We start from the raw sequence: 14,295 nt of genomic DNA on the forward strand, positions 1-14,295 counted from the left end.
CTTGCGGGACAATGGGCTACGTGACTCGGATTGTGATCATCGGTGGCGGACCTGGTGGCTATGAGGCGGCGCTGGTCGCCTCGCAACTCGGCGCGGAGGTGACCATCGTCGACCGCGACGGCCTCGGCGGCGCCGCGGTGCTCACCGACTGCGTCCCCTCGAAGACGCTCATCGCGACGGCCGAGGTGATGACCACCTTCGACAGCTCCTACGAGGAGCTCGGCATCGTCGTCGCCAACGACGACGACGCGAAGGAACGGTTCATCGGCGTCGACCTCGGCAAGGTCAACCGGCGTGTGAAGCGCCTCGCCGTCGCCCAGTCGCACGACATCACCCAGTCCGTCACCCGCGCCGGAGTCACCGTGGTGCGCGGGTCCGGCCGCCTCGAGGGCGGGCAGGCGCTCGACGGTTCGCGCGGCGTGATCGTGGAGACCGCCGACGGGGAGCAGCAGGAACTGCGCGCCGACGTGGTGCTGCTGGCCACCGGCACCCACCCGCGCGAGCTGCCCGACGCCAAGCCGGACGGCGAGCGGATCCTCACCTGGACCCAGGTCTACAACCTGGAGGAGCTGCCCGAGGAGCTCATCGTGGTCGGCTCCGGCGTCACCGGCGCCGAGTTCGCCGGCGCGTACCAGGCGCTCGGCTCCAAGGTCACCCTGGTCTCCAGCCGTGACCGCGTGCTGCCGGGCGAGGACCCGGACGCCGCCACCGTGCTGGAGGACGTCTTCCGTCGCCGCGGCATGAACGTCATGGGCCGCTCCCGCGCGGAGTCCGCGCGCCGGGTCGGCGACAAGGTCGAGGTCACCCTCTCCGACGGCCGGGTCATCACCGGCTCGCACTGCCTGATGGCCGTCGGCTCCATCCCCAACTCCGAGGGCCTGGGCCTGGAGGCGGCCGGCGTGCAGACCGCCGACTCCGGCCACATCAAGGTCGACCGGGTCTCGCGCACCTCCGCGCCCGGCGTCTACGCCGCCGGCGACGTCACGGGCGTGCTGCCGCTGGCCTCCGTCGCGGCCATGCAGGGCCGCATCGCGATGTACCACGCGCTCGGCGACGCGGTCGCGCCGCTGAACCTGAAGACCGTCTCCTCCAACGTCTTCACCGACCCCGAGATCGCCACCGTCGGCTACAGCGCCGCGGACGTCGAGTGCGGGAAGATGGACGCCGTCTGCGTCAAGCTGCCGCTGCGCAGCAACCCGCGCGCCAAGATGCAGGGCATCCGCGACGGCTTCGTGAAGCTCTTCTGCCGCCCGGGCACCGGGATCGTCGTCGGCGGCATCGTCGTCGCGCCGAAGGCGAGCGAGCTGATCCACCCGATCTCACTGGCCGTCGACCTCAATCTGACGGTCGAGCAGATCGCCAACGCCTTCACCGTCTACCCCTCCGTCTCCGGCTCGATCGCCGAGGCCGCACGCCAGTTGCACGTGCGCAAGCGCGCACAGGAGAGCTGACGGAGCGTTAGGGGAGCGCGTCGAGCCGTTTGTGCGGCGCACAGTGTAGAGCCGTGCGCCGGTCCGCTGCGGACGTTTTGGGCAACTAGGCGCAATCGCCTGAAAGCTAACGGTCGTGCACGTTACCGTCTGTTTCGTGTTCGCAGCAGAACGTCGCCAGTTGATCCTCGAAATGGTGCGTGCGAACGGAGCGGTGTCGCTCCGGGAGCTCGCCCGCGTCGTCCAGACCTCCGAGGTGACCGTACGCCGAGACGTACGCGCCCTGGAGGCCGAGGGCTTGCTCGACCGCCGGCACGGGGGCGCGGTGCTCCCCGGCGGATTCTCGCGTGAGCCCGGATACCCCCAGAAGACTCATCTCGCCGCCGCCGAGAAGAGTGCCATCGCCGACCTCGCCGCGACCATGGTCGCCGAGGGCGACGCCATCGTGGTGGGCGCCGGCACCACCACGCAGGAGCTGGCGCGCCGCCTGGCCCGGGTCCCGGGTCTAACCGTCGTGACCAACTCCCTGCTGGTCGCCCAGGCCCTGGCGCACGCCAACCGCGTCGAGGTGGTGATGACCGGGGGGACGCTGCGCGGGTCCAACTACGCCCTGGTGGGCAGCGGCGCCGAGCAGTCCCTGCAGGGGCTGCGGGTCACCCGTGCGTTCATCTCCGGCAGCGGGTTGAGCGCGGAGCGCGGTCTGTCCACGACGAACATGCTGAGCGCGTCCGTCGACCGCGCGCTCGTCAACGCCGCGGCGGAGGTCGTGGTCCTGGCGGACCACAGCAAGCTCGGCAACGACACCATGTTCCAGACCGTCGCCAGCGAGGCGATCACCCACCTCGTCACGGACGAGCAGGCCACGCTGGTCGAGCCCGCGGCGAGAGAGCTGGACGCCCTGGCCGACCGCGGCGTCCAGGTCCAGGTCGCCCCGCTGACGCCTCCGGCGAGCTTCCCCGCGTCATCCCCGCAGGACGCTCCGCGCCGCCCCGCCACGTTCCCGGGCCAGCGACGCGGGCCCGTCCCGGTCGCTTCCGGGAGGAGGTGACCTCAGGGGCGCGAGGAACTGCGCGAGAACCACCGGCGTGCGGATGGCCCTGCGCGTTCGGCCTGCTCCCTGGCTGGGTGGCTTGTCGCGCAGTTCCCCGCGCCCCTAGGCGGTGCCGCCATCCGGCGTGCGACAACCGTGCACGCCATGAGCTGGATCTGGTGAAAGAGCATCAGCGGTAGCACCGCCAGGCTCACCGCTGAGGCGGGGAACAGCACAGCGGCCATCGGCAGCCCGCTGGCCAGGCTCTTCTTGCTGCCGCAGAAGGTCAGCACGATCCGGTCCGCGCGGGCGAAGCCCAAGCGCTTGCCCGCGAACGTGGTGATCCCGAGGACGGCGAAGAGCAACGCCACGCAGACGCCCAGTAGCAGGCACAGCCGGACCACGGACAGCGCACTCCAGACGCCGTTGACCACGCCCTCGCTGAACGCGCCGTAGACCACCAGCAGGATCGACCCCCGGTCGACCAGGGTCAGAGCGGGCTTGTGCCGGGATATCCACCCGGCGATCCAGCGCCGGGCGAGCTGGCCGAGCAGGAAGGGCAGCAGCAGCTGCAGGACCAGGGTGACCGCCGAGCCGCCGTCGATGCGGGCGCTGCCGCCGATCAGCCAGGCGGCCAGCAGCGGCGTCAGCACGATGCCGATCAGGCTGGAGAAGGACGCCGCGCAGACCGCCGCGGCGACGTTGCCGCCCGCGATCGAGGTGAAGGCGATGGACGACTGCACCGTGGACGGCAGCAGCGTCAGGAACAGCACGCCCTTGGCCAGGGACGCGCCCAGCAGCGGGGTGGTCAGCGCCTGCGCGGCGACGCCCAGCAACGGGAAGAGCGCGAAGGTGGCGAGCAGGATCGTCAGGTGCAGCCGCCACTGCCGCGCGCCGTCCAGCGCGGCCCGGGGTGACAGGCGCGCGCCGTAGAGGAAGAACAGCAGGCCGATCGCGACCTGGGTGGCGACGGAGACCGCGTGCGCGGCGCCGCCCCGGGCGGGCAGCAGGGCCGCGACGCCGACGGTCGAGAGGATCGCGAGCAGATACGGGTCGACGCCCGCCCGGCCGAGCGCGGAGCGCAGGGCCGGGACGAGCGTCGAGGTGGTGCCGTGGTGCGGGCGCTGCCGGGATATCAGGACACTCAGTCCTTGATCTCGCAGATCGCCGCGCCGGAGGTGACCGTGGCGCCGACCTCGGCGGTGATGCCGACGATGGTGCCCGACTTGTGGGCGTTCAGCGGCTGCTCCATCTTCATGGCCTCCAGGACGACGACCAGGTCGCCCTCGGCGACGGTCTGGCCCTCCTCGACGGCGACCTTGACGATGGTGCCCTGCATCGGCGAGGCGAGGGTGTCGCCGGAGACGCCGGCGCCGCCCTTGCCGGAGACCGCGCGGCGCTTGGCCTTGCCGCCCGCGGCCTTGGCCGGGGCCGCCGAGGAGACGCCCAGACCGGCCGGGAGGGAGACCTCGATGCGCTTGCCGCCGACCTCGACGACGACGGTCTCGCGGCCGCCCTCGCCGTCCTCCGCGCCGACGCCGGGAGCGGCGAACGGCGGGATGGTGTTGTCGAACTCGGTCTCGATCCAGCGGGTGAAGACCTGGAACGGCTCGTCGCTGCCGGTGAGCTCGGGCGCGAACGCCGGGTCGACGACCACCGCGCGGTGGAACGGGATGGCCGTGGCCATGCCCTCGACCTGGAACTCGGCCAGCGCACGCGCGGCGCGCTGCAGCGCCTGCTTGCGGGTGGCGCCGGTGACGATCAGCTTGGCCAGCAGGGAGTCCCAGGCCGGGCCGATGACGCTGCCGCTCTCGACGCCGGAGTCCAGGCGGACGCCGGGGCCGGACGGCGGGGCGAACAGGGTGACGGTGCCGGGGGCCGGCAGGAAGTTGCGACCCGGGTCCTCACCGTTGATGCGGAACTCGAACGAGTGACCCCGCAGCTCGGGGTCGTCGTAGCCGAGCTCCTCGCCGTCGGCGATGCGGAACATCTCGCGGACCAGGTCGATGCCGGTGACCTCCTCGGAGACCGGGTGCTCGACCTGGAGGCGGGTGTTCACCTCGAGGAAGGAGATGGTGCCGTCGTTGGCGACCAGGAACTCACAGGTCCCGGCGCCGACGTAGCCGGCCTCCTTCAGGATGGCCTTGGAGGCCCGGTACAGCTCCGCGATCTGCGCCTCGGAGAGGAAGGGCGCGGGGGCCTCCTCGACGAGCTTCTGGTGGCGGCGCTGCAGCGAGCAGTCACGGGTGGAGACGACCACCACGTTGCCGTGCTGGTCGGCCAGGCACTGGGTCTCGACGTGACGCGGCTTGTCCAGGTAGCGCTCGACGAAGCACTCGCCGCGACCGAAGGCGGCGACCGCCTCGCGGACGGCGGACTCGTACAGCTCCGGGATCTCCTCCAGGTTGCGGGCGACCTTGAGGCCGCGACCGCCACCGCCGAAGGCGGCCTTGATCGCGATCGGCAGGCCGTGCTCCTGGGCGAACGCGACGACCTCGTCGGGGCCGGAGACCGGGTCCGGCGTCCCGGCGACCAGCGGCGCACCGGCGCGCTGGGCGACGTGACGGGCGGTGACCTTGTCACCGAGGTCACGGATGGCCTGCGGCGGCGGGCCGATCCAGATCAGTCCGGCGTCGAGGACGGCCTGGGCGAACTCGGCATTCTCCGAGAGAAAGCCGTAGCCGGGGTGGATGGCGTCGGCACCGGAGTCGGCGGCGGCCTTGAGCACCTTCGCGATGTCGAGGTAGCTGGTGGCCGGAGTGTCTCCACCCAACGCATAGGCCTCGTCGGCAGCGCGGACGTGCAGCGCGTCCCGGTCCGGCTCGGCGTAGACGGCGACGCTGGCGATTCCGGCATCACGGCAGGCACGGGCGACGCGGACGGCGATTTCTCCGCGGTTGGCGATGAGCACCTTGCGCACTGTGGCTCCCTTCTTTGAACCCCGGAGAGTCTAGGGAATCCCGAGGACTACCCACGAGTCCGTTCCGGTGGTGACCTTGCCCACACGCAGGGTGAGCAGTGGTTCCACGGTACGCCGTCCGGGTTGTGGGGGGCTCGAGCACACCCCCTTCCGCCGTTGACTACTACTCAGTAAGGTTCGCCCATGCGGAGATGGACGGCGATATCCACGACGGTCCTGCTGGTGCTCGAGGCGGGAGTCTCGCTGCTGGCCGCGCTGCTGCTGGGCGGGGCCGCGAGCCGCGGTCACATGCAGTTCGCGGGCGTTTCCTACCGCGCGATCGCCGGTGCGGCCTACATCGGTCTGAGCCTGCAGGCGGCCTTCCTGCTGCTGGTCGCGGGCGTGCTGGTGCGCGTGGCGGTGCGGGCCCAGGACCGCGAGTTCGGCCGTCCGACCCGGCTGCTGCTGATCGCCGCCGCGGTCTTCCACGGCGTGCTGGCGGCGCTGATGCTGGCCCTGTCGGGGGTGTGGACCTTCCTCGTGCTCGCCCTGACCCTGACGCTGCTGGTGCTGCTCTTCTTCATTCCGACGCGGCCGGGGTCAGCGCCTTCGCCGGCGCCGGCCCCCGCTGCACCTGCTTCGTGACATCCGCCACGAATTCGACGACGTCCGAGCCGTAGTTCTCCGGCTGCAGCACCTTGAAGAGCAGCGCGAAAGTGCTGTCACTGCCGTGTTTGTGATTCAACTCACGGTAGGAACGCCGCAGATGCCGCACCCCGGCGAGGTTCGAGACGGCGGTCTGACCGCAGACCAGGAACGTCGGCTGCCCCTGTGCGCCGACCGCGATCCGGGCGAGGAGCACGTAGTCGGCGACCCCCGCCTCGCGGGCGTAGTGCGTGTCGCCGATGACGAACTCGTTGGTCTTGGTGGCCTCCCACTCGGCGTGATGGGTGAACCCGGGGAACTTGAGCTTCAGATGCGCGGCCGTGCGCTCGTTGGACACGGGGCCGCCGATGCAGAATTCGGCGCGGTCGCCGATGCCCTGCCGGATCTGGTGGGCCGGCAGCACGGTGTACTGCGCGCCGCACTCGTACACGAGCGCGGAGAGCTCCATCAGGCCGTAGACGTCGTTCTGCGCGACGATCCGCTCGCCGTCGGCGGAGCCTGCCTTCCGTGGCACCACCAGCAGCGCGTCGCTCCCGCTCCGCAGTCCGAAGAAGGCCCGCTTGCGGTTCAGCTTCCGCCGCCGCAGCAGCGCCTGCACCAGCCACGCGACGGTGGCGCTGATGGCACTGGAGGCCACTCCGAGCACGATGTTCCATATGTCGCCGCTGTTCACTGGCCTGCCCCCAGCAGAAGTTGAGACTCCAACAGAGAGCATGCACTACATCAGGGGCGCGAGGAACCGCGCGGCCCCTGGGGGGTCCGTGCGGGGCCAAGCCCAGAGGGTGGTGATCCGGACGTCCAGTTCCGCGAGGAGCCTGCGCAGCAGCGGCAGCGACAAGCCGATGACGTTGCCCGGGTCGCCGTCGATGCCGTCCACGAAGGGGGCCGAGCGACCGTCCAGGGTGAAGGCGCCGGCGACGTGGAGGGGTTCGCCGGTGGCGATGTAGGCGTCGATCTCGGCGTCGTCGGGGGTGCCGAAGCGGACCGTCGTGGCGGCCGTCGCCGAGGCGCGGGCGCCGGTGCCGGTGTCGATGACGCAGTGGCCCGTCTGCAGCACGCCGCTGCGGCCGCGCATGGAGAGCCAGCGGGCCTTGGCGTCCGCCGCGTCGGCGGGCTTGCCGAGGGCGACGCCGTCCAGCTCCAGCACCGAGTCGCAGCCGACGACCAGCTCGCCGTCGGCGAGCGCCGCGGCGACCGCCGCGGCCTTGGCCTCGGCGAGGACCAGGGCGAGCTCGGCCGGGGTGGGTGCGGAGAGCGCGTCCTCGTCGACGCCGCTGACGATCACCTTCGGGTCCAGGCCGGCCTGGCGCAGCAGGCCGAGGCGGGCGGGGGAGGCGGAGGCGAGCACGAGGGTGCGCTTGTCGGTCATGGCGTCCAGGGTAGTGAAGCCCGGCCGGGGCCCGTTCGGGTCATCCCCACGAGGCCATGACCACGATCATCGCCAGGGACGCGCAGAGCGCGACGAGGATGCCCACCCGGCGCAGCAGCCCGCGAATCCGCGCCGCCTCCGCCGGGGTGTCGTCCACCGGGTCTGACCAGAGCATTCCCCCAGGGTGCGCCGCGGGCCCTGAGCGGCGCATGAGTACGGGTACTCAACTTGCGCCGCACAGGGCCCGCTTGCGGAAAACACCAGGGTTCGACCGGGGGTCAGCGACCCGCCCAGGCGGAGGTGCGCCAGGCGTTGGGCCCCGGTTGGGGCATGCGGCGCACCAGCGCCGCACGGTCGCGCCAGACGCCGGCGGGCGGTTCCTCCGGGGCGGCAGCGGCGCCGGCTGCCGCCCGGGCCGAGACCACCGCCAGGACGGCGGCGAGCTCCTCGGGGTTGGGCTGCCCGTGCAGGACGCGGATGGGGGCCATCAGGCCGTACCTCTCTTCTGAAGCGACGGGCGGTTACAGCGGGATGTTGCCGTGCTTCTTCGGCGGCAGGGTCTCGCGCTTGTTGCGCAGCGCGCGCAGGCCCTTCACCACGTGCTGGCGGGTCTCGGACGGCAGGATGACGGCGTCGATGTAGCCGCGCTCGGCCGCGACGTACGGGTTGAGCAGGGTGTCCTCGTAGTCCTGCATCAGCTCGGCCCGCTTGGCCTCGGGGTCGTCCGCGGCGGCGATGGTCGCGCGGTGCAGGATGTTGACCGCACCCTGCGCGCCCATGACGGCGATCTGCGCGGTCGGCCAGGCCAGGTTGAGGTCGGCGCCCAGGTGCTTGGAGCCCATGACGTCGTAGGCGCCGCCGAAGGCCTTGCGGGTGATCACGGTGATCAGCGGGACCGTCGCCTCGGCGTAGGCGTAGATCAGCTTGGCGCCGCGGCGGATGATGCCGTCCCACTCCTGGCCCGTGCCGGGCAGGAAGCCGGGGACGTCGACGAAGGTCAGCACCGGGATGTTGAACGCGTCGCAGGTCCGCACGAAGCGGGAGGCCTTCTCGGAGGCGTCGATGTCCAGGCAGCCGGCGAACTGCATCGGCTGGTTGGCGACGACGCCGACCGGGTGACCCTCGACGCGGCCGAAGCCGGTCAGGATGTTCGGTGCGAACAGGGACTGCGTCTCGAGGAATTCGCCGTCGTCGAGCACGTGCTCGATGACCTTGTGCATGTCGTACGGCTGGTTGGCGGAGTCCGGGACGATGACGTCCAGCTCCTCGTCCTCCGGGGAGGTCTCGAGGTCGGCCTCCTCCGGGAAGGCCGGGGGCTCCTCCAGGTTGTTCGACGGCAGGTAGGACAGGAGCGCCTTGACGTACTCGATGGCCTCCTTCTCGTCCGCGGCCATGTGGTGGGCCACGCCCGACTTGGTGTTGTGGGCGCGCGCGCCGCCCAGCTCCTCCATGCCGACGTCCTCACCGGTGACGGTCTTGATGACGTCCGGGCCGGTGATGAACATGTGCGAGGTCTGGTCGGCCATCACGATGAAGTCCGTGATCGCGGGGGAGTAGACCGCGCCGCCCGCGCAGGGGCCCATGATCAGCGAGATCTGCGGGATCACGCCGGAGGCCAGCACGTTGCGGCGGAAGATCTCGCCGTACAGGCCGAGCGAGGCCACGCCCTCCTGGATCCGGGCGCCGCCGGAGTCGTTGATGCCGATCATCGGGCAGCCGGTCTTCAGGGCGAAGTCCATCACCTTGACGATCTTCTCGCCGAAGACCTCGCCGAGGGAGCCGCCGAAGACGGTGAAGTCCTGGGCGAAGACCGCGACCTGGCGACCGTCGACGGTGCCGTAGCCGGTCACCACGCCGTCGCCGTAGGGGCGGTTCTTCTCCTGGCCGAAGTTGGTGGAGCGGTGCCGGGCGAACTCGTCGAACTCGACGAAGGAGTCCTCGTCCAGGAGCTGGCGCACCCGCTCACGGGCCGTCATCTTGCCCTTGGCGTGCTGCTTCTCCACGGCGCGCGCCGAGCCCGAGTGGACCGCCTCGTCGATACGGCGGCGCAGGTCGGCGATCTTGCCGGCGGTGGTGTGGATGTCCACGTCGGCGTTGGCGTGGTCGGCGGAGGACATGGGTGGGCGGCTCCCGTCAGGAGGGCCGGTGCCGCTCACGTTCCACGCGGACAGGTCCACGGGCGGATACGTGCGGCACCAACGGTGGGGGTTTCCGATCAGTAGGTTAGCCACGACGGCCTGCCTCGGATATGGCGAGTGACAGGGGTCATACGCTAGGTGTCGTGACCGAATCCCCCTGGAGTGACCTTGACCGCCCGCCGCTGCGGGCCGCTCAGCTGAACCGCGATCCCGGCCGGCTGGGCGCGCTGTGGAGCAGTGTCGACGTCGTCACCGAGACCGGCTCGACCAACGTCGACCTGGCGGAGCTCGCCGCGAAGGGCGCGCCGGAGGGCACCGTGCTGGTCGCCGAGGTGCAGTCGCACGGCAAGGGCCGGCTCGACCGCTCCTGGTCCGCCCCGGCACGCTCGGGGATCTTTCTGTCCGCGCTGCTCCGTCCGAGTGATGCGGGCGTGCCGCGCGACAACTGGAGCTGGCTGCCGCTGCTGGTCGGTGTCGCCGCGTCCACCGCGCTGTCACGCGCGGCGGAGACGCGGGTGCGGCTGAAGTGGCCGAACGACCTGCTGGTCAGTGTCGGCAAGGAGGAGCGCAAGCTCGGCGGCATCCTCACCGAGTTGGCCGACAACGGACGCGCGGTGGTCGCGGGCGTGGGCGTCAACGTGACGCTGCGCGAGAGCGAGCTGCCGGTGCCGACCGCGGGCTCCCTGGCGCTGGCCCAGGCGGCGGTGACGGACCGCGAGATCCTGCTGCGCGAGCTGCTGCGCACCCTCTCGGAGCTGTACCAGGAGTGGTGCGCGGACGGCGGCGACCCGACCGCGACGCGGCTGCGCGAGGCGTACCTGGACCAGTGCGCGACGATCGGCAAGCACGTGCGGGTGCTGCTGCCCGGCGACACACAGGTGGTCGGCGAGGCGGTCGACGTCGACGACCTCGGCCGGCTGGTGCTGCGCGAGCCGAGCGGCGCGGAGCACGCGGTCTCCGCGGGCGACGTGATCCACGTGCGCGGCGCGTGAGGCCCACGGCGTCGTTTACGGGTTCTCACCGGGGCGGATGCCCCAGACGGGCCTTTTCCGTGCGAGTATCACTGGGCGAGGTGTGAGCAAGGACACGCCTGTCGCGGGGGCAGGGGCGGCAGGGCGCGTCACGAGGACGGACGGGACGGCGAACAGGTGGGCGACCGGGAACGGGAGCGGGATCAGCAGGGTGCGGAACAGCACTACCGCGATTCCGTGGCCCTGCAGCTGGAGCAGCTGATCCTGGACTCCGAACGCCAGTACACCCCGTACCAGGCGGCCCGGGCCGCCGGCGTCTCGATGGAGCTGGCCTCCCGTTTCTGGCGGGCGATGGGCTTCGCCGACATCGGCCAGTCGCGTGCGCTGACCGAGACCGACGTGATCGCGCTGCGCCGGCTGGCGGGCATGGTCGAGGCCGGTCTGCTGAGCGAGCGGATGGCCATCCAGGTGGCCCGCTCCACCGGCCAGACGACGGCGCGGCTGGCCGAGTGGCAGATCGACACCTTCCTGGAGCACCTCACCTCCGCGTCCGAACCCGGCCTCACACGTGCCGAGGTGGCCTATCCGCTGGTCGAGTTGCTGCTGCCGGAGCTGGAGCAGTTCCTCATCTACGTCTGGCGGCGGCAGTTGGCCGCGGTGACCGGGCGTGTCGTGCAGGCGGAGAACGACGAGGAGATGCAGAGCGGGCGGCTGGCCGTGGGGTTCGCCGACCTGGTGGGCTTCACCCGTCTGTCGCGCCGTCTGGAGGACGACGAGCTGGGCGAGCTGGTGGAGAACTTCGAGTCCACCTGCGCCGACCTGGTCGCCGGCCGGGGCGGACGGCTCGTCAAGACCCTCGGCGACGAGATCCTCTTCGTCGCGGACGAGGCGGGTACGGCCGCCGACATCGCCCTCGCGCTGGTCGAGACGCTCGGCAAGGACGACTCGATGCCGGCGCTGCGGGTCGGCATGGCCTTCGGCACGGTGACGACCCGGATGGGCGACGTCTTCGGCACCACGGTGAACCTGGCGTCCCGCCTCACGTCCATCGCTCCGAAGGACGCGGTCCTGTGCGACGAGGAACTCGTCGCGGCGCTGGAACGCGAGGGCGCGGTTCCCCCACCCGACGGCGACGGCGAAGGCGCGGACGCCCTGCAGACCATCTCCTCCGTCGGGGTCGTCCCGTCGGGCGAGGGCCAGCACATCCAGCCCCCGCTCCCGGACGCGGAGTACCGCTTCGCCCTCCAGCCGATGTGGCGCCGCCCCGTGCGTGGCCTCGGCCTGGTGGAGCCATGGCTGCTCACGCGGCGTGCGCCGGAGGCATGACTCGTGGTGGCTAGTCTGCCGTCATGACGGACAGCGAGCTCATCGTTGACCTGCGCGGTCGGCCGATCGGGACACTCGACGACTTCTGGGACGCGGTCATGGAGCCGTGCGGGCTGCCGGATTGGTTCGGTCGGAACCTCGACGCGTGGTCGGACACGATCGTGACACGGGGCATCTCCGAGGTGATCGACAAACACCACGTCCTGATCGTGCATGTCGATCAGCGGGGTCTCTTCGCCGGCGGGAAGCGGGAGGCCGAGGTCCTGGCCGGCATCTTCGACGGAGACCAGAACCGGCTCATCGTCCACAGCCCGGCCTGACGCGAACGGCCTCGCGTCAGTTCGTGGAGCAGCGGCCGGAAGCCGGCGTGGGAGCCGTCATGCGCTCGCGTGGATGCGGGCGCGCAGGTGCTCGGGCAGCGGGTACGGCTGCTCGGCGGGGATGAGGGTGTCCGCCTTTGCCGGGTCGCCGGCCCGGACGAGGGCGTGGGCCTCGTGGGCGAGGGCGGTGGCGTCGGTGATGTCGACGATCCAGTCGTCGACATAGCGGTGGACCGCCTCACCGGTGAGGCCGATTTGGATGGCGCGGTGGGAGAGCTCCTGCTGGTTCGTCGAGCGCTCCGGGTCCCACTGGATCCGCACCGGGCTCGCGCGGAGCTGCTCCTTCCACGCGGCGGCGTCGGGGTGCAGGTCGCGGTCGTAGTGGCTCAGGCACGCGTGCGCGAGCGCCCACTCGAACCCGCTCCGGCGGATCCGCACGGCCAGTACCCGCTCCTGCCCCGGCTTCTTCCCCCAGCCCGAGCGGTACATCATCCAGCGGAACGACGGTTTGATCCACGTCATCCGCTCCCGCTTGAACGGCGCGACGAATGTCCGCGCGTCGAGGGCGGGTTGAGCGATGGCGGGGGAGTAGGCCTGATAGACGGTCAGGGCGTTGTCGTCAAAAGCAGCTCGGATCTGTCGCAGGGGCACGGATTCCATGGCAAGTAGCGAAGCATCCGAACGGCGTCGCCGTCGAACGGATTCCGCGGCCTTCAGAGCTCGTAGGGGTACACGTCGATTGCGCGCGCGGCGAAGGTGACGCAGTCGCCTGGACGAGCTGCCATCTCCAGCAGAACGACGTCACCGCCGAGCGAGAGTGTCGTGACGTTGTCGTCCACGGCCACGACGTGGGCGGTGACAGTCATCAGGTCGCCGCCCAGGGCGAGAGAGGCCGGGGCTGCCGTGTCGCAGACGAAGAACTCGTGTACTGGATCCGGGAATTCGAGCTCCGCATGCCACTGCCCACCGAGCACTGGTGGGCCCGACGATCGCCACCAGCCACAGCCCTCGCCGACGTCGGTGACGAAGACGACCCATGTGTGCGCTCCGCGCGGCTCGACGGCCGTGATCTGGATCCTCACTGCTGCGCGGCCTTTCGCAGCGCCGCACGGACCGTGGCGATGACGTCCTCGTCCTTCGAGTCCCCGGGCTCCCGTAGGGCCGGGTCGAGTGGGTACTCCTCCAGCGCCCAGAACACCGCGTCGAGGACGCCCTGCAGGGGCTCCCGCACGTGCTCGCCCGCGTCGCGGGCACGCCACCAGGCATGACCGAATGCCGGAACGGAGATCCACCCGGCATCCAACTCGCGCATCAGTCGCAGCTGTTCCGCGACGCCGGGCGGAGGCGGTGGTGGGCCGGGCAGCAGCGCCTCGAAGCGGCGCAGCTCGTCATGGAGGTCCCGGGACGCGCCGTCGTCCGGGTCGAGCCGCGCGGTCTCGGTCCCCGCGAACGCCCGCGCGGCGCGCAGCGCCGAGCGCATCAACTCCAGCCGCCGCACCGTCCCGAGCTCGGCTTCGCTCGTGCGGGCGGTGATGTCCATGCCGCGCACGACGAAGAGGAGCTGGAACGACGAGTCGCACCCCACGAACTCGAAACGCCCGCGCCGCGCCGCGTACGCCTGCCGGAGCTGGGCCAGCAGGTCCGCGACCGCGACGTGGATCATCATCGCCTGGTCGGGCACGTGCCCTTCGGACGTCGCGACCCCGTCGCCCCCGCGGACGAACACGTCGCCGAGGTCGAACTGATGCGGCGACCCCTGATCCTCCCGGACGGAGAAGGTGAACTCGATCAAGTGTCGGCTCCCTGCCGGCGCGCTCAAGCCATCTGACGGATCGTATGTCAGCAGGGAGGGCATTGACCGTGGTCCGGTTCCCAGGTGTCACTCGGAGGGTGTCGGGACCGGGTGAAGAGCCGTCCGGCCATGTCCGCCCCGATGTTGGTGCCGTCGGCGTCGCGGGTGAGGAAACCGCGCTGGCCGATCAGGCCGCCGCCGGTGACGATGTACTCGTCGCCGTTCCCGGGGAGCAGGCCGAGGCCGGCCGGCGGCAGGTCCGGCGGCAGTTCCCCCGCCGACCGTCGAGGATGTCCATCGAGGCTCCACGACACCGATCCGTCACAGCCCCGGCAGCTCAGCCAGGGTGAGCAC

At 71.1% G+C, this 14,295-nt stretch carries 16 protein-coding genes; 6 read left to right on the forward strand and 10 right to left on the reverse strand.

The genetic code is table 11. From position 1 onward, the window contains the following. Window positions 1-11: 11 nt before the first annotated feature. Both DN069_RS00960 and DN069_RS00965 read left to right on the forward strand, forming a co-directional pair. Entirely contained in the window at window positions 12-1,451 is a 1,440-nt protein-coding gene (locus DN069_RS00960) for an NAD(P)H-quinone dehydrogenase (protein ID WP_111498748.1), read from the forward strand. 172 nt (window positions 1,452-1,623) lie between these two features. After that, the gene (locus DN069_RS00965) at window positions 1,624-2,478 is read left to right on the forward strand and encodes a DeoR/GlpR family DNA-binding transcription regulator (RefSeq protein WP_481557180.1); all 855 of its coding nucleotides are present in this window, start codon (window positions 1,624-1,626) and stop codon (window positions 2,476-2,478) included. Between the two features lie 2 nt (window positions 2,479-2,480). Here the strand turns inward: DN069_RS00965 and DN069_RS00970 are convergent, their stop codons facing one another. After that, window positions 2,481-3,545, reverse strand: a complete 1,065-nt coding sequence (locus DN069_RS00970; protein ID WP_111498750.1) for a bile acid:sodium symporter family protein — start codon at window positions 3,543-3,545, stop codon at window positions 2,481-2,483. 59 nt (window positions 3,546-3,604) lie between these two features. Then, on the reverse strand, window positions 3,605-5,380 hold the full coding sequence (locus tag DN069_RS00975) for an acetyl/propionyl/methylcrotonyl-CoA carboxylase subunit alpha (RefSeq protein ID WP_111498751.1): 1,776 nt from the start codon (window positions 5,378-5,380) through the stop codon (window positions 3,605-3,607). 183 nt (window positions 5,381-5,563) lie between these two features. Here DN069_RS00975 and DN069_RS00980 point away from each other — a divergent pair, with 183 nt between their 5' ends. Next, window positions 5,564-6,004 carry a hypothetical protein gene (locus tag DN069_RS00980; protein ID WP_111498752.1) on the forward strand — a complete coding sequence of 147 codons (441 nt, stop codon included), beginning with the start codon at window positions 5,564-5,566 and terminating at the stop codon, window positions 6,002-6,004. Here DN069_RS00980 and DN069_RS00985 read toward each other — a convergent pair. The 5 genes from DN069_RS00985 to DN069_RS01000 all read right to left on the reverse strand — a co-directional run bounded on the left by DN069_RS00985 (window position 5,940) and on the right by DN069_RS01000 (window position 9,511). Continuing rightward, window positions 5,940-6,662 carry a hypothetical protein gene (locus tag DN069_RS00985; protein WP_243638814.1) on the reverse strand — a complete coding sequence of 241 codons (723 nt, stop codon included), beginning with the start codon at window positions 6,660-6,662 and terminating at the stop codon, window positions 5,940-5,942. The two genes, DN069_RS00980 and DN069_RS00985, sit on opposite strands and share 65 nt — an antisense overlap. 81 nt (window positions 6,663-6,743) lie before the next feature. Continuing rightward, a complete protein-coding gene (locus DN069_RS00990; protein WP_111498754.1) occupies window positions 6,744-7,394 on the reverse strand; it encodes a Maf family nucleotide pyrophosphatase in 651 nt (216 codons plus the stop codon). Between the two features lie 40 nt (window positions 7,395-7,434). Further along, entirely contained in the window at window positions 7,435-7,569 is a 135-nt protein-coding gene (gene mmpB, locus DN069_RS42270; RefSeq protein WP_279387862.1) for a morphogenic membrane protein MmpB, read from the reverse strand. 103 nt (window positions 7,570-7,672) lie between these two features. Then, window positions 7,673-7,882, reverse strand: a complete 210-nt coding sequence (locus DN069_RS00995; protein WP_111498755.1) for an acyl-CoA carboxylase epsilon subunit — start codon at window positions 7,880-7,882, stop codon at window positions 7,673-7,675. Window positions 7,883-7,915: 33 nt separating this feature from the next. Beyond that, window positions 7,916-9,511: an acyl-CoA carboxylase subunit beta gene (locus DN069_RS01000; RefSeq protein WP_111498756.1), complete on the reverse strand. Its 1,596-nt coding sequence runs from the start codon at window positions 9,509-9,511 to the stop codon at window positions 7,916-7,918. A 131-nt stretch (window positions 9,512-9,642) separates the two neighbouring features. On the opposite strand from DN069_RS01000, the gene DN069_RS01005 reads away from it, so the two are divergent. The 3 genes from DN069_RS01005 to DN069_RS01015 all read left to right on the forward strand — a co-directional run bounded on the left by DN069_RS01005 (window position 9,643) and on the right by DN069_RS01015 (window position 12,149). Next, window positions 9,643-10,524 carry a biotin--[acetyl-CoA-carboxylase] ligase gene (locus tag DN069_RS01005; protein ID WP_111498757.1) on the forward strand — a complete coding sequence of 294 codons (882 nt, stop codon included), beginning with the start codon at window positions 9,643-9,645 and terminating at the stop codon, window positions 10,522-10,524. 156 nt (window positions 10,525-10,680) lie between these two features. After that, window positions 10,681-11,829 carry an adenylate/guanylate cyclase domain-containing protein gene (locus DN069_RS01010; RefSeq protein WP_111498758.1) on the forward strand — a complete coding sequence of 383 codons (1,149 nt, stop codon included), beginning with the start codon at window positions 10,681-10,683 and terminating at the stop codon, window positions 11,827-11,829. A gap of 23 nt (window positions 11,830-11,852) precedes the next feature. Beyond that, the gene (locus tag DN069_RS01015) at window positions 11,853-12,149 is read left to right on the forward strand and encodes a barstar family protein (protein ID WP_111498759.1); all 297 of its coding nucleotides are present in this window, start codon (window positions 11,853-11,855) and stop codon (window positions 12,147-12,149) included. Between the two features lie 57 nt (window positions 12,150-12,206). Here the strand turns inward: DN069_RS01015 and DN069_RS01020 are convergent, their stop codons facing one another. From DN069_RS01020 to DN069_RS01030, 3 genes are read right to left on the reverse strand one after another with little or no spacing between them, the layout of a single operon-like run. Beyond that, the gene (locus tag DN069_RS01020) at window positions 12,207-12,809 is read right to left on the reverse strand and encodes a DUF4291 domain-containing protein (RefSeq protein WP_111498760.1); all 603 of its coding nucleotides are present in this window, start codon (window positions 12,807-12,809) and stop codon (window positions 12,207-12,209) included. A gap of 53 nt (window positions 12,810-12,862) precedes the next feature. After that, window positions 12,863-13,231, reverse strand: coding sequence for a hypothetical protein (locus DN069_RS01025; RefSeq protein WP_111498761.1), 369 nt, complete (start codon window positions 13,229-13,231; stop codon window positions 12,863-12,865). After that, complete coding sequence (locus DN069_RS01030) at window positions 13,228-13,941, reverse strand: hypothetical protein (RefSeq protein WP_111498762.1); 714 nt, start codon at window positions 13,939-13,941, stop codon at window positions 13,228-13,230. Before DN069_RS01030 ends, DN069_RS01025 begins: the two co-directional genes overlap by 4 nt. Between the last annotated feature and the right edge of the window lie 354 nt (window positions 13,942-14,295).

The sequence above is a fragment of the Streptacidiphilus pinicola genome (assembly GCF_003258295.1).
Lineage (GTDB): Bacteria > Actinomycetota > Actinomycetes > Streptomycetales > Streptomycetaceae > Streptacidiphilus > Streptacidiphilus pinicola.